This window comes from Ruegeria sp. C10 (genome assembly GCF_056537805.1).
Genome location: NZ_JBQFSC010000002.1, coordinates 434,353 through 456,807, shown reverse-complemented (window position 1 = coordinate 456,807; position 22,455 = coordinate 434,353). Strand labels below are relative to the sequence as shown.

The following is a 22,455-nucleotide window of genomic DNA, read 5'->3' as shown; positions in this document are numbered from 1 at the left end:
CTGTCAGCGAGGGGTAGATGCTCTTAACTAAACCGGCACAAACGGTTAAGCCGGTTTGACACAAGCACAGAACCGGATGCCGGAATGAAAGACAACGCCCTACTGGCTGCGAATATCGGGAAGTTTCAGAACAGTTTAGTGACAGCAGACGGGCAAACGCGCGCGTCCGTCGCGCTGACTCATCCCGAAACCCTTTGGTTCAACACCGGAACGCTGTGCAACATCGAGTGCGTAAACTGCTATATCGCCAGCAGCCCAACCAACGATGCTCTGGTTTACATCACCGCCGACGAAGTCCGCGACTATCTGGATCAGATCGAACAGCGCCAATGGCCGATCCGCGAGATAGGCTTTACAGGTGGTGAGCCCTTCATGAACCCCGAGATGATCGAGATGACGCGCGTTGCGCTAGAGCGCGGGTACGAAGTTTTGATCCTGACCAATGCAATGCGGCCGATGATGCGCCGCAAAATGCGCGAGGGTTTGCTGGAATTACAGCGCGACTACGCAGAAAAACTGACGCTGCGTGTCTCCGTCGACCACTACCGCCCCGATCTGCATGACGAAGAACGCGGCAAAGGCAGTTTTGCCAAAACTCTGACGGGGATGGAGTGGTTGCGGGATAACGGCTTTAGGATGGCCATTGCCGGGCGCACAGTCTGGGGGGATAGCGACGCTAAAAGCCGCGCGGGGTATGCAGCATTCTTTGCCAAGCACGGCTTTGACATTGATGCGCAAAATCCGGGCCAAACAGTTTTGTTTCCCGAGATGGACGAAACAGTTGAAGTTCCTGAAATTACAACCGCTTGCTGGGGCATCCTGGACAAATCTCCCGATGCGGTGATGTGCGCCAGCTCGCGTATGGTCGTCAAACGCAAAGGCGCCGAGCGCCCGGTAGTGCTGGCCTGTACGCTGCTGCCTTATTCACCGGAGTTTGAATTGGGCGAAACCCTTGAAGAGGCCGAGGCCGACGTGCATCTGAACCACCCGCACTGCGCCAAATTCTGTGTATTGGGCGGCGCGAGTTGTTCGGCCTGAGGGCTAGTTCACCCGAAACTCACCCACCATGTTGCGCCATTCCCCAGGCGCGATCATTTTACGGTGCGTGAACCTGACCGAGTGCAGCGGACCTTCAATCTCTTTCTGCCAGAATTCTACGAATTCGAACAGCTTCGGATGGTCCGGAGCAAGGTCGTAATCCTGCCAAATAAACGTGTTCAGTACGTGAATATAGTCGGGCATGTGGTAGAAAAATTCCGCAGTGGTCAGCCCGTACCCCTTAAGCATGAGTTCAGTTTCACTTTGCGCCATGCAGACCTCCAATCTTGTTACAAGGTCTACTCAGAGTAACACGGAACTGTCCTAATACTTAGATAACAATATGTTACTCAGGTGTTACCGACCTAATTTGGCCGGGGAACGGTTGCTTGCTTGCACCTTATATGCCGGGTCTGATAAAGTGTATCCACAAGATATAGATCAAGAACAAGACACGGGCAGCCTACGTGAGCGATACGCCAGAAATCCCTGAAAACATGGACGAAACCCCGCCCGAGCGCCCCGTTTATGACGGCCCGACGGTATCCATCGAATCCGAAATGCGCACGTCCTATCTGGACTATGCGATGTCGGTCATTGTCAGCCGTGCGATCCCCGATCTGCGCGATGGGCTGAAACCGGTGCATCGGCGTATTCTCTACGCGATGCATGAGACCGGGAACACTCATGACAAGTCCTATCGCAAGTCGGCCCGTCCGGTTGGCGACGTGATGGGTAAGTACCACCCGCATGGTGATAGTGCGATCTATGACGCGCTGGTGCGGATGGCGCAGGATTTCTCGATGTCGCTGCCGCTGTTGGACGGTCAGGGCAACTTTGGCTCAATGGACGGCGATAACCCGGCGGCGATGCGTTACACCGAAGTGCGGATGGACAAGCCTGCCGCCGCGCTGCTGGCAGATATCGAAAAAGAGACGGTTGATTTTCAGGACAACTACGACGGCAAGGACAAGGAACCGACCGTCCTGCCCGCCCGTTTCCCAAACATGCTGGTCAATGGTGCTGGCGGTATCGCCGTGGGTATGGCCACGAACATCCCGCCGCATAATCTGGGTGAAGTGGTCGACGCCACGCTTGCGCTGATCGACGATCCGGATTTGACGTCCGAGCAACTGATCGAATACGTCCCCGGCCCCGATTTCCCGACCGGTGGCGTCATGCTGGGCCGGTCCGGTGCGCGCAAAGCCTATCTGGAGGGCCGTGGCAGCGTCATCATCAGGGCCAAGACCCGCGTCGAAGAACTGCGCAAGGACCGCTATGCCATCGTCGTGGATGAGATCCCCTATCAGGTGAACAAGGCTTCGATGATCGAGAAGATCGCCGAAGCGGTGCGCGAGAAACGCATCGAAGGCGTGGCGCATGTACAGGACGAATCCGACCGGAATGGCGTGCGCGTGGTGGTCGAACTGAAACGCGATGCAACGCCTGAAGTTGTTCTGAACCAGCTCTATCGCTTCTCACCGATGCAGACATCCTTTGGCTGCAACATGCTGGCGCTGAACGGTGGCCGCCCCGAGCAGTTGACCCTGCGCCGGTTCCTGACCTCGTTCATCGACTTCCGCGAGGATGTCGTTGCCCGACGCACAGCCTACGACCTGCGCAAAGCGCGTGAACGCAGCCATATCCTGTGTGGTCTGGCCGTGGCCGTGTCGAACGTGGACGAAGTGGTCGCCACGATCCGCTCGTCGGCAGACGCCGCAGAGGCGCGCGAGAAACTGATGACCCGCCGCTGGCCTGCATCCGAGATCGAAGGCTATCTACGCCTGATCGACGATCCGCTGTCCAAGATGAATGACGACGGCACCTATAACCTGACCGAGGTACAGGCCCGCGCCATTCTCGAACTGCGGCTGCAGCGTCTGACCCAACTGGGTGTCAAGGAAGTCACGGACGAACTGGAAGAACTGGCCGACAAGATCAAGGAATACTTGGATATTCTGTCTTCGCGTGAGCGCATCATGGGCATCATCGCCGATGAGCTACGCAGCGTGCGCGAGCAGTTCGCCGTCGACCGCCGCACCGAGATCGTTGACTGGTCCGGTGATATGGAAGACGAAGACCTGATCGAACGCGAAGATATGGTCGTGACTGTCACCTCAGGCGGCTACATCAAACGCACCCCTCTGGCCGATTTCCGGGCGCAAAAGCGTGGCGGCAAAGGCCTGTCGGGTATGCAGACCAAGGAAGAGGATGTTGTCACCAATCTCTTCGTGGCGAACACGCATACGCAACTGCTGTTCTTCACCACCGAAGGCATGGTCTACAAGCTCAAGACCTGGCGTCTGCCGCAATCCAGCCGGACCGGTAAGGGCAAGGCGATCGTCAACATCCTGCCGATCCCGACCGGTGTCTCGATCGCGGCGATCATGCCCGTGGATGTGCCGGATGAAGAGTGGGAGAACCTGCAAATCGTCTTCGCCACCAGTGCAGGTGACGTCCGCCGCAATCGTCTGTCAGATTTCACGAACGTCCGCCGCAATGGCAAGATCGCGATGAAACTGCCCGAGGATGTGGAACTGGTAAACGCTCGCATCTGTTCAGAAGATGAAGACGTGATGCTGGTCACCAATTCGGGCCGTGCGATCCGCTTCCGGACCACTGATTTACGTGTCTTCAACTCACGCGAATCTACCGGTGTGCGCGGCATCAGGCTGAGCAATGGCGACCGTGTCGTCTCGATGTCCGTAATTCGCCATTTCGAGGCCGACCCGGACGAACGCGCCGCCTACCTCAAGATGCGCCGCGCAGTCGCGGGCATTGCGGATGACGGCGAAACGGACGAGGACGAAGCCGCGCCTGGCAGTATCACGCAGGAACGCTATGCCGAGATGTCGGCAGCCGAGAACCTGATCTTGACCATCACGTCGGGCGGCGCGGGCAAGCTGAGCTCCAGTCACGACTACCCTGTCCGCGGTCGCGGTGGCATGGGTGTGGCGGCGATGGACAAAGCCATGCGCGGTGGCGAACTGGTTGCCTCCTTCCCCGTAGAAATCGACGATCAGATCATGCTGGCTACCTCGAAAGGCCAATCGATCCGGGTGCCGGTCGAGGGCATCTCGTTCCGCTCCCGCAGCGCGGGTGGTGTGCGGGTATTCAACACCGGCAAAGGCGAAGAAGTCGTTAGTGTGGCTTGGATCGCCGACCAGGGTGACGAAGAAGCCGAGGAATAACAAAGCACTACAGAAGTGTAACATAACGCCCGTATTGCGGGCGTTTTTGTTTCTCAGGGTCACGTTCCTGCCAACGGCACGAGGGTGGGCTTGCCCCAGCAGACCCGGCACGCCTAGCATTTCGATATGTGGTCATTCGCCCATATCCGACCTGCCTATAGCCGTGCTGAGCGAATAAGTGACGGTGTTGTTCACGTGCTGGGTGTTTCTTCGGCGGTGATCGCAGCGCCTATGCTGATCATCATGACAGTCTTCTATCGGTCAGACCCGGCGGCGGTTTTGGGCGCCTCGATCTATGGAATAACTCTGGTTTTGATGCTGACGTTCTCGGCGCTCTACAACATGATCGAGCATGATGAGTGGGCAGAGTTTCTGCGCCGCCTTGATCACTCGGGTATCTACGTGAAGATCGCAGGAACTTATACGCCGTTCCTGCTGCTCTCGGCTTCGCAACCTCCGGGGCTTTTGCTGGGGCTGTGGTCTTCTGCGACGCTGGGCTCTGTTCTGAAGATGATCGACCCGAACCGCTTCCGCTGGTTCGGGCTGGCGCTGTATCTTCTGATGGGATGGGCCGCGGTTTGGGCCGGACAATCCATGTTGGCCGAACTTTCACCCCTTACCCTTACTTTGATGATCGCTGGAGGCCTCATCTATACCGCAGGCGTGGTATTCTACCTTCTGGACTGGCTGCCCTACCACAACACAATCTGGCACGTGTTTGTATTGGCAGGAAGCGGCCTTTTCTTCGCCGCTGTTGCCTTGCGTATCGAAATGGTACCGTCAGGACCAGTGTAACGCCGGAGCGCCAAGAACACGCCTCAAAGCCCGTACAACGCCCCGAACTTCTGCTCTAGATAAGCCAACAGCGGCTCCGGCCCTGGTTCCACCCCACTGGCGCGCTGAATGATTTCGCGGGGCGCGTACAGTCCTCCATGCTGCTGCACATGCTCTCGAAGCCAACCGGTCGCCCCGGAAGTATCGCCAGCTGCCAACTGCCCCTCAAGTCCGGGAATTGCCGCGCGCAGTGTTTGATACAGGCATCCCGCATAGACATTACCCAGCGAATAGGTCGGGAAATAGCCAAACAGGCCAACCGACCAGTGTACGTCCTGCAAGCATCCATTCGAGGGCTTGTCGACCGCATAACCAAAATCTGCTTTGAAGCGGTTGTTCCAGGCGGCTTCAAGGTCGCCGACCTGCAAGTCACCGGCCATCAGTGCGCGTTCCAAATCAAACCGTAGCATGATGTGCAGATTGTACTGCACCTCATCCGCCTCGGTCCGGATATAGCCGTTGTGGACGCGGTTGACGGTGGCATAGAACGCATCCGCATCGGCGATGCCAAAATCACCGAACGCCTCTTTCATCTGGTCAAACAGCCATCCGGTAAAGGCGCGCGAGCGGCCCAGCTGGTTTTCGTAAATCCGGCTTTGGCTTTCATGCACACCCATCGACACACCACGTCCCAGCGGGGTCAGCAGGTAATCGCGGTCGATGCCCTGCTCATAGGCGGCGTGGCCAACCTCGTGAATGGTCGAGTAAAAGCAGTTGAACGGATCGGTCTCGCTGGTGCGAGTGGTGATCCGAACGTCCAGCCCGCTGCCCGAGCTGAACGGATGCACAGCCTTGTCGACGCGGCCATTGTTCAGGTCATAGCCGAATGTCGTTGCCAGTTTCTGCGTCAGGCGCATCTGGGTCAGTTCGTCAAAGTTGCCGGTCAGCGCGACAGGTTCCGGGCGATCCAGAACGGCGGCGCGAAGAGCCACCAGACGTGGGCGCATTTCGTCAAAGATCGCGGCGATCTGAGCGCCGGTTGTGTAGGGCTCGTAATCCTCAACCATCGCATCATAAACGTCGCCACCCTGTGCCAGCGCTTCACCTTCTTGCCGTTTCAGTGAGACAACTTCTTCCAGCACCGGCAGGAAGGCTGAGACATCTTCGTCCGCTCGCGCCTGGGCCCATGTGCCCTGCGCGGCGGATGTCACGCGTGCAATCGCCGTCGCCAGATCGGCGGGCACCTTCACCGCGCGGTCATAGGCGCGGCGTATCTCACGCAGTTGTGCCTTGCCGACCTCATCTTGCGGTGCGGCCTGCTCCAACCATTCGGCAACGCGAGGGTCAGAGCGGCGAGCATGCAATACAGCCTCGATCGCTGCCATTTCCTCGGCCCGTTGCGGCGCGGCACCGCGCGGCATCACCGTTTCCTGGTCCCAGCCGAGCCTACCGGCAATCTGGCCCAGGGCCGAGGTTTCGCGCTGAAAGGCCATCAGGTCATTGTATGCTGTCATGGGATCATGCTCCGCGCACAGATGTTGCGATAGGGTAAGCTGTCAGGAAGCGGGCGCGCAGGATCAGTGTCCAGACGACCACGGCCATGAACTGGTGGAAAATGGCGATCTGCCAAGGTGCCGCATAGACGACTGTGATGATGCCCACGACCACTTGCAGTGACAAAGCCGCGAACATGGCGTTGAAGGCAAAGCGGGTCTGTGGGTGCGCGCTGCTGCCACCGCGCCGCCAGACTATGATGGCGAAAATAAAGAGCAGATAGCCGACGCAACGGTGGATAAACTGCACCAGACCGGGACTTTCAAAGAAGTTACGCCACATCGGTTCCAGCATGGCCGCATCGGGCGGCAGCAACTGACCGCCAATCAGGGGCCAGTCAGTGTAGGACCTCCCTGCGTCGATCCCAGCCACCAGCGCACCGATGAGGATTTGCAGGAAGGTGAAGTGCAGCAGTCCGGTCGATATCGAGAAAAGCTTAGCCTCTTTCGCGCGGCGGGCCTGCATCAGGTCGCGTTCGTCACGGCCAAGTTCAAAGATGTACCAGGCAAGAAAGCCGAGGATCACGAAGGCCAAGCCAAGATGCGTTGCCAGACGATAGCTGGCAACGGCGGTCATGCCTTCACCCTGTGTGACGCCCGAGGCGACCATCCACCAGCCTACAGCACCCTGAACACCGCCAAGCAGGCCGGGGATCAGCAGCTTACCAGCCCATCCTGTCGGAATCTTGCGGGTCACAAGGAAACCGATAAATCCAACGGCCCAAACCAATCCTATCACGCGGCCCAACTGGCGATGGCCCCATTCCCACCAATAGATGGTTTTGAAATCATCCAGCTCCATCCATTGGTTCTGAATGCGCCACTGGTCAATCTGCTTGTATTTATCGAATTCGGCTTGCCAGTCGGCAGCGTTCATCGGCGGGATCGCACCCGTAATAGGTCGCCATTCGGTGATCGATAGACCACTGTCGGTCAGCCGCGTGAGCCCGCCCACGGCAATCATGATCACGACCAGCGCGAACAGGATCATCAGCCAAACCCGGATCGCGGCTCGCGCACCGCCACGCCCCCGGTCGATCATACCGGGTTGGACGGACTGTTGTTTTTCGCTGTCCGAGACCTCTTCGAAGATGCTGCGCTTACCGCTCATGCTGTCCTCATGTCCTGATTTCGTCGCAAGCTATGGTTTGGCGGAAGATAGGTCCAGCCTCAGCTTTTGTCTTTCCAGCGGACCATCTGCCGCATGATCCCGTGAAGCATCTGTACATCGGCCCGTGTCAACCGCATCCGCGACCACAGATTGCGCAGGTTCACCTTCATTCCTTCGGCTTTTTCCGGCGGATAAAAGAACCCGGCCTGTTCCAGACGGTCCTCATAATGCTCAACCAACTTTTCAACCTCGATCCCGGTCGCCCAATCGCCCTTGCCCAGATCAGTTGCCTCATGCACGACATCCCCGGTCTGGCGCATCCATTCGTAGGCGGTCAGCAGAACGCACTGCCCAAGGTTCAACGACGCATATTCCGGATTCACTGGCACCGAGATAATCGCATTGGCCTTGGCGATATCCTCATTCTCAAGCCCTGCCCGTTCCGGGCCAAACAGAACAGCGACCTTTTCGCCCGCCGCCACTTTCTGCGATGCAAGCTGCATTGCGCGCTCCGGGCTATAGACAGGCTTGGTCAACCCACGTTGCCGCGCTGTAGTGGCAAAGACAAAGGTGGTGTCCTCCAGCGCGCCCGCCAGATCGTCAAATAACTGCGCCTCATCCAAAAGCCGCCCGGCCCCGCTGGACATCGCCACCGCCTTGGGGTTGGGCCAGCCGTCGCGCGGTGCCACGATCCGCATCCGATCCAGCCCAAAGTTCCACATCGCCCGCGCGGCAGCACCGATGTTCTCACCCATCTGAGGGCGCACCAGAACAAAAGACGGCTGTAGTGTATCGCTAGGCATGGCTAACTCCGAAAAACTCCGCTTGCTCTAATGGCCGCATGGGTCGAGGGCAAGTCGGCCCGGCGTCTTCTGTTCGCAAAAGGGTACGTTGCCGGCATAAAAGTTTGCTTCCCCCGCGCAATCCGCTAAACCGCGCGAAAGATGACAAACCCGAAGGACGCGCCATGGACATCCCCGAGCAGCCGCAGATTTACCTGATCACGCCTCCGACCATCGCGCTGAGTACATTCCCTGATCAATTGGGTCACGTATTGGACGGGGCTGAAATTGCATGTATCCGCCTCGCCTTGGCTGGAAGCGACGAAGATACCATCGCACGCGCCGCCGATGCTTGCCGCGAAGTTGCGCATGCGCGCGATGTGGCCATCGTGATTTCCAACCATGTATTGCTGGCGCAGCGGTTGGGTCTGGACGGGGTGCATCTGGATGACGGCGCGCGGTCTGTCAGGGCAGCCCGCAAGGAGCTGGGCACGGATGCGATTGTCGGCAGTTTTTGCGGGTCTTCCAGTCATGACGGGATGACTGCTGGCGAAAGTGGCGCGGATTACGTGGCCTTTGGCCCGGTTGGTTCCGCCACGCTGGGCGATGGTACTCAGGCCGAAAAGGACCTGTTCCAATGGTGGTCCGAAATGATCGAGGTTCCCGTCGTGGCCGAGGGCGGCCTGACGTCCGATCTGATCCGAGACCTCACCCCCTGCACCGATTTCTTCGGCATCGGAGAAGAAATCTGGTCGCAAGATAACCCGTTGGAGGCGCTGAACTCTCTGATTGCCGCAATGCGCTAAGGGATGCGAGCGTTAACCCTTGCACCCGCGTCGGGGCTGCGGCATGACACAAGGCATGAACAAGAACAGCAAAATTTTGTGCATCGGTTCGGTCCTTTGGGACGTGATCGGACGCTCGGCCAGCGCCATGCGACAGGGCTCGGATGTACCCGGCCGCATTACTCGCCTGCCGGGTGGCGTCGCCATGAACATCGCCATGACGCTGGTGCGGTTCGGAATGACCCCGACTTTGCTGACCGCAATTGGCCGCGACGCTGAAGGCGACGAATTGGTCCGGTCCTGCGCGCGTTTGGGGATGGTCACCGATCACATCTATCGCTCGCAAGACCTGCCAACCGACAGATATATGGCGGTTGAAGGAGCCAACGGGCTGATCGCCGCCATTGCCGATGCGCATTCGCTTGAAGCTGCCGGAGCCAAAATCCTGCGTCCCTTGATGCATGGTCCGCTGGGTTATGAAAATACACCATTCGAAGGGCCCATCGCGCTGGACGGTAACCTCACGCTGACCTTGCTTGAAGAGATCGCCCAAAGCCCCGCCTTTGCCAAAGCCGACCTGCGCGTCGCCCCGGCCTCGCCCGGCAAGGCAGAACGGCTGCTGCCCTTCCTCAAACACGCCCGTGCAACGCTCTATGTGAATCTCGAAGAGGCCGGACTGCTTTGCCAACGCGAGTTCACCGATTCCGAGAGCGCCGCCAAAGGCCTGCTGGACCGTGGCGCGTTGCGGGTTCTTGTGACCGATGGCGGCAACTCGGCCACCGTCGGGGATGCTGATGCTGTCTTGACCCAAACACCCCCGTCCGTTCTGGTCACCCGCGTGACCGGCGCGGGCGACACTTTCATGGCCGCCCATATCGCCGCCGAGGCGAATGGTGCCGACAGCGACGCGGCACTCAGCCGCGCGCTGCGCGCCGCTGCAACCTATGTTTCCGGAGAAACCCCACTGTGATCACCATTCATTATTCTGCAGAGGTCCGCGCCGCCAAGGATGCGGGCCAACCGATCGTGGCATTGGAAAGCACCATCATCACCCATGGCATGCCCTACCCCCAGAACATCGAGGTCGCGGCACAGGTTGAACAAGACATCCGCGATGCGGGCGCCGTTCCAGCAACGATTGCCGTTATTGACGGAGTTTTGCACGTCGGCCTCGAAGCCGACCAGCTGAGCGCACTGGGTCAGGCGCAAGGCGTCGCCAAACTGTCACGCGCTGACATGGCCGCCTGCCTCGCCACAGGCGGCACCGGGGCCACCACCGTCGCCGCAACAATGATCGCCGCACATTATGCAGGCATCGAGGTCTTCGCCACCGGAGGCATCGGTGGGGTGCATCAGGGGGCCGAAACCTCCTTCGACATCTCCGCTGACCTGCACGAGCTCGCGCAGACCCCGGTGACTGTGGTCGCGGCCGGGGCCAAAGCCATCCTCGACCTCGCCAAAACACTTGAAGTTCTGGAAACGCTCGGCGTCCCCGTCATCGCCCACGGACAGGACGAGTTCCCGGCCTTCTGGTCCGCAAAATCACCCTTGGCAGCCCCGCTGCGCATGGATGATGCCGCTGACATAGCAAAAGCCCACGCAGCACGGCGTGCGTTGGGGCTGCCGGGTGGTCAGTTGGTCGCTAACCCGATCCCGCAAGCCGACCAGATCCCGTCCGAGGAGCTGGCCCCGATCATCGCGTCCGCACAGGCCGATGCAGAAACTCACCGGATCACAGGTAAAGGCGTCACACCTTATCTGCTACAGCGTATCTATGAACAGACCGAAGGCCGTTCGCTTACCGCCAACATCGCTTTGGTACGCAACAACGCCCGACTGGCAGCGGTCATCGCGCGTGCGCTAACGGAATCAGCCCACTGACCCCAGCTATTGCACCAAGCGCCCGGACTGCTTACCTAATTCCGCAAACCACTCAGGACCGCAATGAACACTCCGTTTGACGAAGAACCCCACCGACGCCCCGGCCTGTTCTCCCGGCTACGCGCGTCCTTTTTGACTGGTATCGTCGTCATTGCTCCGGTGTGGCTGACCATCTGGTTGATCTGGTCTGTGGTTGGCTGGATCGACAGCGCCGTCCTGCCACTGATCCCGCAACGGTTCCAACCCTCGGAATATGTCGGCATCAACCTGCGCGGCGTTGGCGTGGTCATATTCCTGCTGTTCACGATTATCGTCGGCTGGATCGCAAAGGGCATTCTGGGCCGTTCTCTGATCCATTTCGCCGAGAGTGTCGTCGACCGCATGCCCGTGGTCCGTTCGGTTTATTCCGGGATCAAGCAAATCTCGGAAACTGTGTTCGCCCAGACCGAGCGGTCTTTCGAAAAAGCCTGCCTGATCCAGTATCCGCGCCGGGGCATCTGGGCAATCGGCTTCGTCTCGACAACAGCGCGCGGTGAAGTGAGCGATCGCGCCGAAACCGGGGGCGAGTTGCTAAGCGTGTTTGTCCCGACAACCCCAAACCCCACATCCGGGTTCCTGTTGTTTTTCCCCGCAGAGGATGTGATCCTGCTGGATATGTCCATCGAGGATGCAGCCAAGCTGGTGATCTCAGCGGGTCTGGTTTACCCGAATGACAAAGACCCAACCCAGCCGCCTGAATAATCAACCAAACATTGCGGGCAAATCGACCGTGCTCCGCTGACCCAGATCGTCCTTATGCGCGCTCAGAAACTGATCCGCCGCATCGCGCCCGGACTGTTTCAGCCGGTTCAGCACAACCGGGTTTGGCACGATCTTGGTGGCCGCCGAAAGGTCGTTCATCAGGGCGTCATCAGCGATCATATGCACCAGCACCCGGCTCATCTCACCAGCCTTCAGCTTGCCTTCGGCCAGAAGCCGTTGAACGAAATTGATCGCACGCAGCTCGCGAAACAACGATGAGTTAAAACTGATCTCATTGATCCGGTTCTGAATCTGCTGCGGCGTTTTAGGCACCTCATCGCGTTCCAGCGGGTTGATGTTCACAATCACCACATCATCTGGCAATTCCCCACCGAACAACGGATAAAGCGCCGGGTTTCCGGTATAGCCGCCATCCCAATACGCTTCGGTCCGCTCGGATTTCGGGTCATAGATTTCAATCGCCTGAAACAGGTTCGGCAAGCAGGCCGAGGCCAGAATCGCATCGGTCGAAATCTCCTCGCCTGTGAAAACGCGAATCTTGCCGCTGCGCACACAGGTGGCGCAGACAAACAGCGCGGGCCCTTCGTCTGCACAAATCTCATCAAAGTTGAACCGATCCACAACCGGGGTGAGCGGATTGCGATAAAACGGCCCATAGGCGTAAGGCGATACCAGCCGCGACCATGCTTCGGCCATCGAGAACGGAACGGAGTACTCCAACGCTTGTGCAACATGAGCAGGCTCAATGCCCCGCATCCAATGGGCAATTCGCATATCGCCGACGGCACCCATGCGTTTCCAAAGTCCATCCAGACACGCCCGCGCCCCGTCGCGCCCTGCATGCACCATCCCTGATTTGAACGCTGCCCCGTTCAGTGCGCCGGCCGAAGTCCCAGTGATCGCGGCAACCTCGATATCCTCTTCATCCAGCAATCGATCCAGTACACCCCAGGTAAACGCGCCATGCGCCCCACCGCCCTGCAATGCCAGATTGATCCGTTTCATGGTTCCGCCTCTTCATCTGGCCAGAAATACCTCGGGGGTATGGGGGCAGAGCCCCCATGGTCCCTCACAATGCCGTCCATCCCCCATCCACGGATATCGTCGTTCCTGTGATCTGTGCCGCTGCATCCGAGCACAAGAAGATCGTAGTTCCGCCCAGCTGCTCGACCGTGGCAAACTCCTTCGACGGCTGCCGCTCCAGCAGGATGTTCTTCACCACATCCTCACGGCTCATATTGTACTCTTTCATCGTGTTGGGAATTTGCGCCTCAACCAATGGAGTCAGTACGTATCCCGGACAAATAGCATTGCAGGTAATCGGCTCCTGCGCAGTCTCCAGCGCCACGGTCTTGCTCATCCCGACGACACCATGCTTTGCCGCGATGTAAGCCGCCTTGTAGGGCGAGGCCGTCAGACCGTGAGCCGAGGCAATATTCACGATCCGCCCCCAACCCGCCGCGCGCATCATCGGAAGCGCTGCCGCCATCGTATGAAAGACCGAATTCATGTTGATCGCGATGATGGCATCCCATTTGTCCGACGGAAACTGATCGATCGGGGCCACATGCTGAATGCCGGCGTTGTTCACCAGAATGTCACAAGCACCTGCCTGTTCGATCAGTGCACGGCATTCATCGCCCTTGGACATATCTGCCTTGATATAGCGCGCGTTGGTTCCCGTCTCTTTGCCAATCTCGGTGGCCAGCGCATGATCTTCATCACGGTCGGTGAACGAATTCAGCACCACATCCGCCCCGGCCTTCGCCAGCTCACGCGCGATGCCCAGCCCAATCCCCGAATTCGACCCCGTGACGACGGCTGTTTTGCCCGACAGACTCATGGCACTCTCCTTATGAGTTTTTGTTTCTCAAACACAGTGCCATGCTGCACCTGCAAAGAAAACGGGGAATGATCTGATCCGCGCACCCGCACGAGTTTTGCCAAAAAAAACGCCCGCACGAAGCGGGCGTTAAGTTATTGAGGCAGGTTTCATACAGGCAAGAAACCTATCGAGCAGTAGGACCTTTATAAGCAATTCCACGCCCTCGTCCAAGCTAAAAGTTTGATAATAAGAAAAATCATGGCTACGGTGAATCCCAAACAAAATAAGGCCAGAGCAGGATTGTTTCCAAAATGAGCCCCGATTATCTCCGCCCCCTTCGTCCCGCGATTGTGGGAATCACCTGTATTTTCGCCGCCTCAATGGCGTCAGCAGAATCGGCCCATGGCATAGCTATGTATGGTGACCCGGCCCTACCACCGGATTTTGTGTCGCTACCCTACGCAAATCCTGACGCGCCCAAGGGCGGCAAGGTCGTATTTGGCAATACCGGCGGCTATAACAGTCTGAACCCGTTTGTGCAAAAAGGCACCGCGCCGTGGCAGTTGCGATTTTGGACGCATGAAAGCCTGATGGGCCGCTCCTGGGACGAACCTTTCACTCTTTACGGGTTGTTAGCCGAATCAGTTGAGACGGATTCGGACCGAACTTGGGTCGAATTCACGCTGCGCGAAAATGCTGAATTCTCGGATGGATCGCCGGTCACTGTCGATGACGTGATCTGGTCCTATGAGACACTGGGCACCGAAGGCCACCTGCGATATCGCGGGCTGTGGGGCAAGATTGATAGCATTGAACAGACTGGACCGCGCAGCGTTCGGATCACCTTTAACGAACCGGATCGCGAACTGGCCCTGATCGCCGGAATGCGCCCGATCCTGCAAAAAGCGCAGTGGGAGGGAAAGTCGTTCGCTGACGCTCAACTACACGATATACCCATCGGTTCCGGACCATACGTAATCGATGACTATGAGGCTGGCCGCTATGTGAACCTGCGTCGCAATCCTGACTATTGGGGTGCCGATATCCCCTACCGCAAGGGCACGATGAATCTGGATGACATGCGGATTGAGTTCTACGGAGACGGCACAGTCGCGTTTGAAGCGTTCAAAGCTGGTGAGCTTTCGGCCGTTCGTGAATTCAACGCGGATAAATGGAACACGCAGTACAACTTCCCAGCGGTTCAGCGCGGTGATATTGTGAAGACGGAAATTCCCCATCAAAAGCCGTCAGGCATGACCGGCTTTGTCATGAACACACGCAAGGCCCCATTCGATGACTGGCGCGTACGCGAGGCACTAACGCTGGCCTTCAACTTCGAGTTCATCAACGACACCATTACAGGCGGCGCGCAGCCCAGGATCACCTCCTATTTCTCGGGATCGGAATTGGGGATGCAACCCGGACCGGCCACTGGTCGTGTCGAGGAATTGCTTCAACCTTACGCCGCCGAGTTGGCACCGGGCACGCTGGATGGATATGAATTGCCTCAAAGCGATGGAACCGAACGCAACCGTCGCAATATCCGCAAAGCGCTTAAACTGCTGGAAGAGGCCGGATGGACAATTCAGGACGGCCAGCTTCGCAACGCCAGCGGTGAGCCGTTTGTGATTGATCTGGTCATCAGCCAGGGCAGCCTGAATGTGGTGCAGGATGTCGGCGTGATCGCGGAAATCTACGCCCGCGCCCTCGAACGCCTGGGTATCCAGTTGACAGTCGAGAAAGTAGATGACGCGCAATATACTTCACGCATCGATGCGCAAGATTTTGACATGACCCCGTTCCGTCGTGCGCTGTCGCTCTCGCCAGGCAACGAACAACGTCTGTATTGGGGCAGCGAAAACGCAAATGCTCCCGGGACGCGGAATGTTATGGGCCTGACCTCGCCCGCCGTGGACGGGCTGATCGACGCGATGCTGGCCTCGGAAAGCCACGAGGATTTTGTTGCGGCAACGCGCGCGCTGGATCGTGTTCTGACAGCGGGTCGCTATGTCATTCCTATCTGGAGCTTTGATGTCGGCCGTATCGCCCATGTCAAAGAGCTGAAGCAACCCGACACTCTGCCAATTTATGGCGATGGGCCAGAATATATGCCACAGGTCTGGTGGTTTCAGGATTGACGAGTCCTTTCTATTTCCATATTTCATGAATTATGGAAATAGAGATTCATGACAGGCTGAACGCACTCGCACATCCCAAGCGGCTGGATCTGTTCCGGCTGTTGATGCGTCGCTATCCAGATTCCGTTGCTGCGGGTCAGATAGCTGAGGCTTTAGCGCTGAAACCCAATACTGCGTCAACCTACCTGAATGCATTGAAATCCGCCGGGCTGATCCAGCAGTCGCGCAGCGGGACATCATTGCAATATGCCGCCAACTTACCAGCGGTGCGCGGGCTGTTTGATGAGTTGCTGGGCGGTTGCTGTCAAAATCGTCCTGATTTGTGCATGCAACCCTCGGATGACCCCGTTATGGCGTCCCCTGACCGCGTCATGAATGCGCTTTTCCTCTGCACCGGAAACTCGGCCCGTTCGATCATGGCGGAAGCCATCCTAAACAATGAAGGTAACGGCTTGTTTCGCGCTTATTCGGCAGGAACGGCACCATCGGACGGACCAAATTCAATCGTTTTGGAACTCTTGAAGCAAAAAGACTACGACACGACCTCGCTCCGCTCAAAATCACTGGAAGAATTTGCCGCTGCTGATGCCCCAAAGATGGATTTTGTCTTTACCGTCTGCGACCACGCGGCGAACGAGGCCTGCCCCGCTTGGCCAGGACAACCGATAAGCGCGCATTGGGGTCTGCCCGATCCGGTCAAAGTTGAAGGAACCGACGCGCAAAAGCAGCTGGCATTCCAGCAGGCCTACGGATTGCTGCGCAACCGTATCACCGCCTTTGCAAGCCTCCCGTTCGAAACGCTCGACCGCATCTCACTACAGCACAAGGTGGATGATATCGGTCGAATGGCCGAATAGTCCTCGATCAATCCAAGGATACCCCCATGAACATACTGGTTCTATGCACCGGCAACTCGGCTCGGTCGATTCTGCTGGAGTCGCTCTTCAATCACACCGGCGAAGGGCGTGTACGCGCCTATTCAGCAGGCTCCAACCCGACCGGGAAGGTGCATCCGCAATCCTTGACGCTGCTTGGTGCCGAAAGCCATGACGTCCGCGATGCCCGCTCTAAAAGCTGGGATGAGTTTGCAGCAGAAGATGCTCCGGAAATGGACATAGTGATCACGGTTTGCGGCTCAGCCGCCGAAGAGACATGCCCCGTCTGGCCCGGCGCGCCCGTACGCGCGCATTGGGGTGTCGAGGACCCAGCCGCCGCGTCTCAGTCAGACTGGGAAACCGCCTTTAGGACCGCGTATGACATTCTTGGGCGCCGCGCCGAAGCACTTCTGGAGCTGCCCATTGAAACCATGGACAGCGTTGAACTCTCGGCCCATCTCAAACGTATAGGAGCCCTGCTGTGAGCGCCCGCCAATACTTTGCCGAATTCCTCGGAACCGCCTTCCTGCTGATCGGCGTTGTCGGATCAGGCATCATGGCGCAAACCTTGTCCGACGGGAACATCGCGCTGGCGTTGCTGGCCAATGCAATTGCGACCGGCTGCATCCTTTACGCTATCATCACTACGCTCGGCCCTGTCTCGGGCGCTCACTTCAACCCTGCAGTGACATTGGCCTTTGCGCTGCGCGGTGAACATCCCTGGCGTGCGGTCACCCCTTACATGCTTGTTCAGATTGCCGGAGGTATCGCGGGGGTCTGGGCCAGCCATTACATGTTTGACCTGCCGATTCTGCAAACTTCGGAAACGATGCATCGTACCGGGGCACATCAGTGGTTTTCGGAGATTGTCGCCACTTTGGGTTTGCTCTTTGTGATTTTCGGCGGAATTCGGCACAAGCCGGACACGGTACCAGCCCTTGTGGGCCTCTATATTACCGGCGCCTACTGGTATACGTCTTCCACAAGTTTTGCTAATCCCGCCGTTACCATCGCAAGGGGCTTTACGGATACCTTTGCGGGGATATACCCTGCGCACATTCCGATGTTCATAATTATGCAGTTAATTGCTGTATTTATCGGACACAAAATACTGAACTGGTTATTCGAACAAGCAGAATAACGGACCGGCCGCCACTCACTTTACAGCAGGTCCGTGGGCCCGTTGCGGTATCTCCGCAGCGGGTTTTTTGCATCTTATCTCCCGACTCCGGCTGCGACATTTTGTCATGTCTGCAGCAACGCACGGCGCTCCGTAGGCTGTCTTGGGGGAGAGCAATCCTGAAACACCAACTAAGGAAGGCTCGCAGATGCTAAACTGGGCTGATCTGACGCAAGACTGGGACGCGTCATATGCGCGTGCAAAACGTAGGTTTCCGAACCTGCGCGATAGGGATATGGCGCGCGTTGGCGAAGATCGCAAACAGTTCGAAGCTTACCTGGCCGAGCGTCACCACCTGACCGTAAACGAGGCGCGCGAAGAGCTTGAGGATTTCCTGTTCACCGAAGCATTGAACCGCGAAGCGGCTCAAGCCCTAAGCAAGTGACGTCACCCACAGGATCGTCGCATCCTCATCACTGACCGAAATGACGTTATGCCCCATGCTGCCGTCGTAATAAGCGCTGTCGCCGCGGCGCATTTCGACCGGCTCATAGAACTCGGTAAACAACCGCACCACTCCGGTCAGAACATACAGAAATTCCTCACCATCGTGACGCACCCAGCCGTCAAATTCTTCCATCGAGCGTGCACGTACACGGGCGCGATAGGGCAGCATCTGCTTTTTGGTTAGCGTTTCTGCCAGCAACTCATGTTCGTAGGTAGTGGTCGCATGGGCCGCACCCCCGCCCATCTTGGTCACTGCCATTCGACCGATCACCTGATCGCGTTGTGGCGGCGTAAAAAGCTGAGGCACCGAAATCTCCAATCCGGTCGCCAGCTTTTTCAAAGCATCATAGGTCGGAGACATCTGACCATTTTCGATCTTGCTGAGTGTCGACCGGGCCAGACCCGCCTGACTCGCCGCCTGTTCCAGCGTCCAGTTGCGGGCTTTACGCAGTTCGCGCACGCGCGCGCCCAGATCGACCGGCTCCAACTCGGTGTTGATACCATTGTCGCGGGCAATTCTGACGATAGATTTATGATCATTGGTGGCCATGGGTCTTTCTATAGGGCGAGCATGCCCTGCTTGCAACGCGCCTCGCACGGGGATAGCCAGTTCTCATGTTGTCGATCTTTGATCAGGGGCCGCCTACGCCCTGCCCGCGCCCGTTCAATCTTGCCGCGCATGTGCTGCGCCATGCGCAAAGTTCAGCTGAGAAGACCGCGCTTTCAGTGCTGAGATCGGATGGTGCAACAGACTGGACCTATGGCGATCTGCATTCGGCGATAATGGGCACCGGTTCAGGATTGCTGCAGAGCGGCCTTCGCGCCGAAGACATTGTTCTCATGCGATTGGGCAATACCGTCGATTTTCCGATCGCCTATCTGGGCGCAATCGCCGTGGGGCTGGTCCCCGTGCCCACCTCATCACAACTGACCGAGCAAGAGACCGCAAAGATCATCGACGATCTGAAACCAGCCGCCATTTTGCGAGATCCCCAGGTCGCCTGCGCGGCGCACCCGGATCAGATCATGCTGCCTGAACTGGCCCGGATGCGATCACTGCCGCCTGCAAGTTTTGCCATGGGAGATCCCGAGCGGCTTGCCTACGTGGTCTACACTTCGGGCACTTCAGGCAAACCCCGTGCGGTTGCGCATGCACACCGCGCCATCTGGGCTCGGCAGATGATGGTCGACGGCTGGTATGGCCTGAAACTCTCAGACCGGCTGTGCCATGCGGGGGCATTCAATTGGACCTACACGCTGGGCACCGGCTTGATGGACCCTTGGGCCATTGGTGCAACGGCTCTGATCCCTGAACCCGGGACAGACATACGCAATCTGCCTGCCCTGTTGAAACAACATCGTGCCACCATCTTTGCAGCCGCACCGGGGGTCTTTCGGAAGATGATGCAAAGTGACACGCAGCCCGGCCTTCCCGATCTGCGCCACGGCCTTTGCGCCGGGGAAAAGCTGTCGCGACACCTGTATGAACAATGGGTCCAGTCCACCGGCACCGAGCTTTATGAGGCTTACGGCATGTCCGAATGCTCGACCTTCATCTCATCCAGCCCAAGCCACCCGGCACGCGGCACAGCGTTGGGGCAGCCGCAGCCCGGGCGTCGGATTGCCATCCTTGGGCCGGATGGCCCTGTGCCACAAGGTCAGGAAGGAACAATAGCCGTACATCGCGAAGATCCGGGCCTGATGCTAACCTATCTGAATGCCCCGGACGAGGCCGCTGCTCGGATGCAGGGGGATTGGTTCCTGACCGGTGATCAAGGCGCGATGGCCGTTGATGGGCAAATCACCTATCTGGGTCGAGATGACGACATGATGAATGCGGGCGGATATCGCGTTTCCCCGGTCGAAGTCGAAGCGGCCTTATCCACCCATCCCGAGATCACCCAGGTCGGGGCGGCTACGGTCGAGGTAAAACAGGACAGTTCGATCATCGTTGCCTTCTACACTGGCCCCGAAGAACTGGACGCGGCGGACCTGCACGCCTATGTGTCTGACAAGTTGGCGCGCTACAAACAGCCGCGTGCCTTTGTCCATCTGCCCGCCTTGCCCACCGGAGGCAACGGCAAACTTCTGCGCCGCGCCCTGCCGGCCTATTTCAAGGCGACGTCCGAATGACACACACTGTAAAGCTCGACATCATGTCCGATCCGATTTGCCCCTGGTGCTATATCGGCAAGACCCATCTGGACAAAGCGCTCGCCGAAGTGCCAGACCACCCCTTTATGATCGAGTGGCACCCCTTTCAGCTGAACCCCGATATGCCCGACGAGGGCATGGATCGGCGCGAATACCTTGAACGGAAGTTCGGCGGTAAGGACGGAGCAGTTCGCGCATACGCTCCCGTTGTCGAACATGCCGAAAACGCAGGTTTGAATATCGATTTCGAAGGCATGAAACGCACGCCCAACACGCTGGATGCCCACCGCCTGATCCACTGGGCGGGGATTGAGGGCAAGCAGGATGCCGTGGTCGATGCACTCTTTAATGCTTACTTCGTCGAGGCGCGTGATATTGGTGATCATGAGGTGTTGGCTGATGTCGCCGACAGCGTCGGCATGGACGCAGCGGTCGTACTGAAACTGCTGCAGTCAGACGCCGACCGCGAGGATATCCGTAACCGCGACAGCCATTCACGCGAAATGGGCGTAAATTCGGTTCCCACATACATCGTTGCAAACCAGCACGCCGTTCCGGGCGCGCAACCTCCTGAATTGTGGGCAAAAGTGATCTCTGAGATCATGTCTCAGATTGAGGCTTCCCCTGCAGAATAGCACATACCTCTGTGCATTTCTGATCTAGTCCAACCCGAAACGCCGTGATAGCGCATTCGGGAAGGAGTTCCCCATGGCCGACCGCATGTCCCGGGGCGAATTCATTGCGTTGATCGCGATGATGTTCGCCACGATAGCCTTTTCGATCGATTCAATGCTGCCAGCCCTGCCCGAGATCGGCGCAGAGCTCAGCCCCTACGATCTGAACAAAGCACAGTTGATCCTGACCTCTTTTGTGCTGGGCATGGGGATCGGCACATTCTTTACTGGGCCAATTTCCGATGCGGTCGGGCGCAAGCCGGTGATTTATGGTGGTGCCGCTCTCTATATACTGGCCTGCGCTGTTGCGTGGTCCAGCTCATCGCTTGAACTGGTGTTGGCTGCGCGCATCGCGCAGGGCCTCGGGGCGGCCGGGCCGCGCGTTGTGGCCATGGCGATCATTCGCGACTTGTTTTCAGGGCGCGAGATGGCGCGCATCATCTCGATTGCGATGATGATCTTTACTCTGGTCCCCGCCGTGGCACCGCTGCTAGGCGCAGGCGTTATTGCACTGGTCGGCTGGCGCGGAATCTTTGTGTCCTTCATCATATTCGCCACGATCATCGTGATCTGGATGGCCACGCGCCTGCCTGAATCTCTGGCGCCCGAAAACCGGCGCCCCTTCCGCCTGCCCCTGATGATTGCGGCAGTGCATGAGATGTTCGCACACCCCACCGTGCGCCTCTCGATCCTGGTGCAGACGCTGTGCATGGGGTTGCTGTTCACCATGCTAACGATGGTTCAGCCGGTTTTTGACGTCATCCATGATCGGGCAGACAGCTTTCCCTTCTGGTTCGCCTTCGTGGCGCTGATCTCGGGTTCGGCCAGCCTTTTGAACGCTGCCGTGGTCGTGCGCGTTGGCATGCGCCGCATGGTGACCTGGGCCTTGGGCGGGCAAATTCTGATAACAAGCATTGTGATAATCCTGAACATGACACCGCTATCACCGGGCGCATCCTTTGCTGTGTTCGTGGCATGGCAGACCTCGATCTTCTTTATGGCCGGTGTAACCATGGGCAACCTGAACGCCATTGCCATGGAACCTATGGGTCATATCGCGGGAATGGCTGCCTCGGTCATTGGCTCGATCGCCACAATTCTGGCGGCTGCCATCGCGGCCCCTATTGGGCTGTTATTTGACGGGTCGATCACACCGCTGACGACCGGCGTGCTGACGATGTGCATCCTTGGCTTCGGCCTGATGCTACATATGGGCCGGATTGAAAACAGACTGCCCGCCTGATCTGTGCAGAGCCGCTGAAACACGCTAACCTTCCCGCAAATC

The 22,455-nt window shown here is 58.2% G+C and carries 22 protein-coding genes; 15 read left to right on the top strand and 7 right to left on the bottom strand.

The features are described from left to right. The first annotated feature begins 84 nt into the window (after positions 1 to 84). Positions 85 to 1,038, top strand: coding sequence for a radical SAM protein (locus ACR0DE_RS10635; RefSeq protein WP_480753090.1), 954 nt, complete (start codon positions 85 to 87; stop codon positions 1,036 to 1,038). 3 nt (positions 1,039 to 1,041) lie between these two features. On the opposite strand, the gene ACR0DE_RS10630 is transcribed toward ACR0DE_RS10635, so the two are convergent. Then, positions 1,042 to 1,311, bottom strand: a complete 270-nt coding sequence (locus ACR0DE_RS10630) for an usg protein (protein WP_039535770.1) — start codon at positions 1,309 to 1,311, stop codon at positions 1,042 to 1,044. A 194-nt stretch (positions 1,312 to 1,505) separates the two neighbouring features. On the opposite strand from ACR0DE_RS10630, the gene gyrA reads away from it, so the two are divergent. Both gyrA and trhA read left to right on the top strand, forming a co-directional pair. Then, positions 1,506 to 4,229: a DNA gyrase subunit A gene (gyrA, locus tag ACR0DE_RS10625; RefSeq protein ID WP_480753088.1), complete on the top strand. Its 2,724-nt coding sequence runs from the start codon at positions 1,506 to 1,508 to the stop codon at positions 4,227 to 4,229. 126 nt (positions 4,230 to 4,355) lie between these two features. Further along, positions 4,356 to 5,024 carry a PAQR family membrane homeostasis protein TrhA gene (trhA, locus tag ACR0DE_RS10620; protein ID WP_170406032.1) on the top strand — a complete coding sequence of 223 codons (669 nt, stop codon included), beginning with the start codon at positions 4,356 to 4,358 and terminating at the stop codon, positions 5,022 to 5,024. Positions 5,025 to 5,047: 23 nt separating this feature from the next. Here the strand turns inward: trhA and ACR0DE_RS10615 are convergent, their stop codons facing one another. The 3 genes from ACR0DE_RS10615 to ACR0DE_RS10605 are packed head-to-tail and all read right to left on the bottom strand — an operon-like array spanning position 5,048 to position 8,470. Beyond that, complete coding sequence (locus tag ACR0DE_RS10615; protein WP_170662680.1) at positions 5,048 to 6,517, bottom strand: carboxypeptidase M32; 1,470 nt, start codon at positions 6,515 to 6,517, stop codon at positions 5,048 to 5,050. A gap of 4 nt (positions 6,518 to 6,521) precedes the next feature. Continuing rightward, positions 6,522 to 7,667: a heme A synthase gene (ctaA, locus tag ACR0DE_RS10610; RefSeq protein ID WP_480753086.1), complete on the bottom strand. Its 1,146-nt coding sequence runs from the start codon at positions 7,665 to 7,667 to the stop codon at positions 6,522 to 6,524. Positions 7,668 to 7,726: 59 nt separating this feature from the next. After that, positions 7,727 to 8,470: an RNA methyltransferase gene (locus tag ACR0DE_RS10605; RefSeq protein WP_480753084.1), complete on the bottom strand. Its 744-nt coding sequence runs from the start codon at positions 8,468 to 8,470 to the stop codon at positions 7,727 to 7,729. 164 nt (positions 8,471 to 8,634) lie between these two features. On the opposite strand from ACR0DE_RS10605, the gene ACR0DE_RS10600 reads away from it, so the two are divergent. The 4 genes from ACR0DE_RS10600 to ACR0DE_RS10585 all read left to right on the top strand — a co-directional run bounded on the left by ACR0DE_RS10600 (position 8,635) and on the right by ACR0DE_RS10585 (position 11,856). Further along, the gene (locus ACR0DE_RS10600; protein ID WP_480753081.1) at positions 8,635 to 9,255 is read left to right on the top strand and encodes a thiamine phosphate synthase; all 621 of its coding nucleotides are present in this window, start codon (positions 8,635 to 8,637) and stop codon (positions 9,253 to 9,255) included. Between the two features lie 55 nt (positions 9,256 to 9,310). Then, the gene (locus ACR0DE_RS10595; protein WP_170636170.1) at positions 9,311 to 10,204 is read left to right on the top strand and encodes a PfkB family carbohydrate kinase; all 894 of its coding nucleotides are present in this window, start codon (positions 9,311 to 9,313) and stop codon (positions 10,202 to 10,204) included. Next, entirely contained in the window at positions 10,201 to 11,115 is a 915-nt protein-coding gene (locus ACR0DE_RS10590; protein ID WP_170406047.1) for a pseudouridine-5'-phosphate glycosidase, read from the top strand. The genes ACR0DE_RS10595 and ACR0DE_RS10590 overlap by 4 nt, the downstream gene beginning before the upstream one ends. Before the next feature lie 63 nt (positions 11,116 to 11,178). Further along, positions 11,179 to 11,856, top strand: coding sequence for a DUF502 domain-containing protein (locus tag ACR0DE_RS10585; RefSeq protein ID WP_170396909.1), 678 nt, complete (start codon positions 11,179 to 11,181; stop codon positions 11,854 to 11,856). On the opposite strand, the gene ACR0DE_RS10580 is transcribed toward ACR0DE_RS10585, so the two are convergent. Further along, a complete protein-coding gene (locus tag ACR0DE_RS10580; protein WP_480753077.1) occupies positions 11,857 to 12,882 on the bottom strand; it encodes a patatin-like phospholipase family protein in 1,026 nt (341 codons plus the stop codon). A 64-nt stretch (positions 12,883 to 12,946) separates the two neighbouring features. Continuing rightward, positions 12,947 to 13,720 (bottom strand): 3-hydroxybutyrate dehydrogenase, encoded by a 774-nt coding sequence (locus ACR0DE_RS10575; RefSeq protein ID WP_170421879.1) that lies wholly within the window; start codon positions 13,718 to 13,720, stop codon positions 12,947 to 12,949. Positions 13,721 to 14,013: 293 nt separating this feature from the next. On the opposite strand from ACR0DE_RS10575, the gene ACR0DE_RS10570 reads away from it, so the two are divergent. The 5 genes from ACR0DE_RS10570 to ACR0DE_RS10550 all read left to right on the top strand — a co-directional run bounded on the left by ACR0DE_RS10570 (position 14,014) and on the right by ACR0DE_RS10550 (position 18,280). Further along, positions 14,014 to 15,840 carry an extracellular solute-binding protein gene (locus tag ACR0DE_RS10570; protein WP_480753075.1) on the top strand — a complete coding sequence of 609 codons (1,827 nt, stop codon included), beginning with the start codon at positions 14,014 to 14,016 and terminating at the stop codon, positions 15,838 to 15,840. A 32-nt stretch (positions 15,841 to 15,872) separates the two neighbouring features. Continuing rightward, complete coding sequence (locus tag ACR0DE_RS10565) at positions 15,873 to 16,697, top strand: arsenate reductase/protein-tyrosine-phosphatase family protein (RefSeq protein ID WP_170421885.1); 825 nt, start codon at positions 15,873 to 15,875, stop codon at positions 16,695 to 16,697. 26 nt (positions 16,698 to 16,723) lie between these two features. Further along, positions 16,724 to 17,200, top strand: coding sequence for an arsenate reductase ArsC (locus ACR0DE_RS10560; RefSeq protein ID WP_223117981.1), 477 nt, complete (start codon positions 16,724 to 16,726; stop codon positions 17,198 to 17,200). Then, on the top strand, positions 17,197 to 17,856 hold the full coding sequence (locus ACR0DE_RS10555; RefSeq protein ID WP_170421892.1) for an MIP/aquaporin family protein: 660 nt from the start codon (positions 17,197 to 17,199) through the stop codon (positions 17,854 to 17,856). Before ACR0DE_RS10560 ends, ACR0DE_RS10555 begins: the two co-directional genes overlap by 4 nt. Positions 17,857 to 18,043: 187 nt before the next feature. Next, entirely contained in the window at positions 18,044 to 18,280 is a 237-nt protein-coding gene (locus ACR0DE_RS10550) for a hypothetical protein (RefSeq protein ID WP_170396893.1), read from the top strand. On the opposite strand, the gene ACR0DE_RS10545 is transcribed toward ACR0DE_RS10550, so the two are convergent. Next, positions 18,269 to 18,892, bottom strand: coding sequence for a helix-turn-helix domain-containing protein (locus ACR0DE_RS10545; protein ID WP_170646197.1), 624 nt, complete (start codon positions 18,890 to 18,892; stop codon positions 18,269 to 18,271). The genes ACR0DE_RS10550 and ACR0DE_RS10545 overlap by 12 nt on opposite strands. A gap of 65 nt (positions 18,893 to 18,957) precedes the next feature. Here ACR0DE_RS10545 and ACR0DE_RS10540 point away from each other — a divergent pair, with 65 nt between their 5' ends. The 3 genes from ACR0DE_RS10540 to ACR0DE_RS10530 all read left to right on the top strand — a co-directional run bounded on the left by ACR0DE_RS10540 (position 18,958) and on the right by ACR0DE_RS10530 (position 22,413). Further along, positions 18,958 to 20,475, top strand: coding sequence for a class I adenylate-forming enzyme family protein (locus ACR0DE_RS10540; RefSeq protein WP_480753069.1), 1,518 nt, complete (start codon positions 18,958 to 18,960; stop codon positions 20,473 to 20,475). Beyond that, positions 20,472 to 21,131 (top strand): DsbA family oxidoreductase, encoded by a 660-nt coding sequence (locus ACR0DE_RS10535; RefSeq protein WP_170662690.1) that lies wholly within the window; start codon positions 20,472 to 20,474, stop codon positions 21,129 to 21,131. The genes ACR0DE_RS10540 and ACR0DE_RS10535 overlap by 4 nt, the downstream gene beginning before the upstream one ends. A gap of 73 nt (positions 21,132 to 21,204) precedes the next feature. Further along, entirely contained in the window at positions 21,205 to 22,413 is a 1,209-nt protein-coding gene (locus tag ACR0DE_RS10530; RefSeq protein ID WP_170396885.1) for a multidrug effflux MFS transporter, read from the top strand. Positions 22,414 to 22,455: the final 42 nt, after the last annotated feature.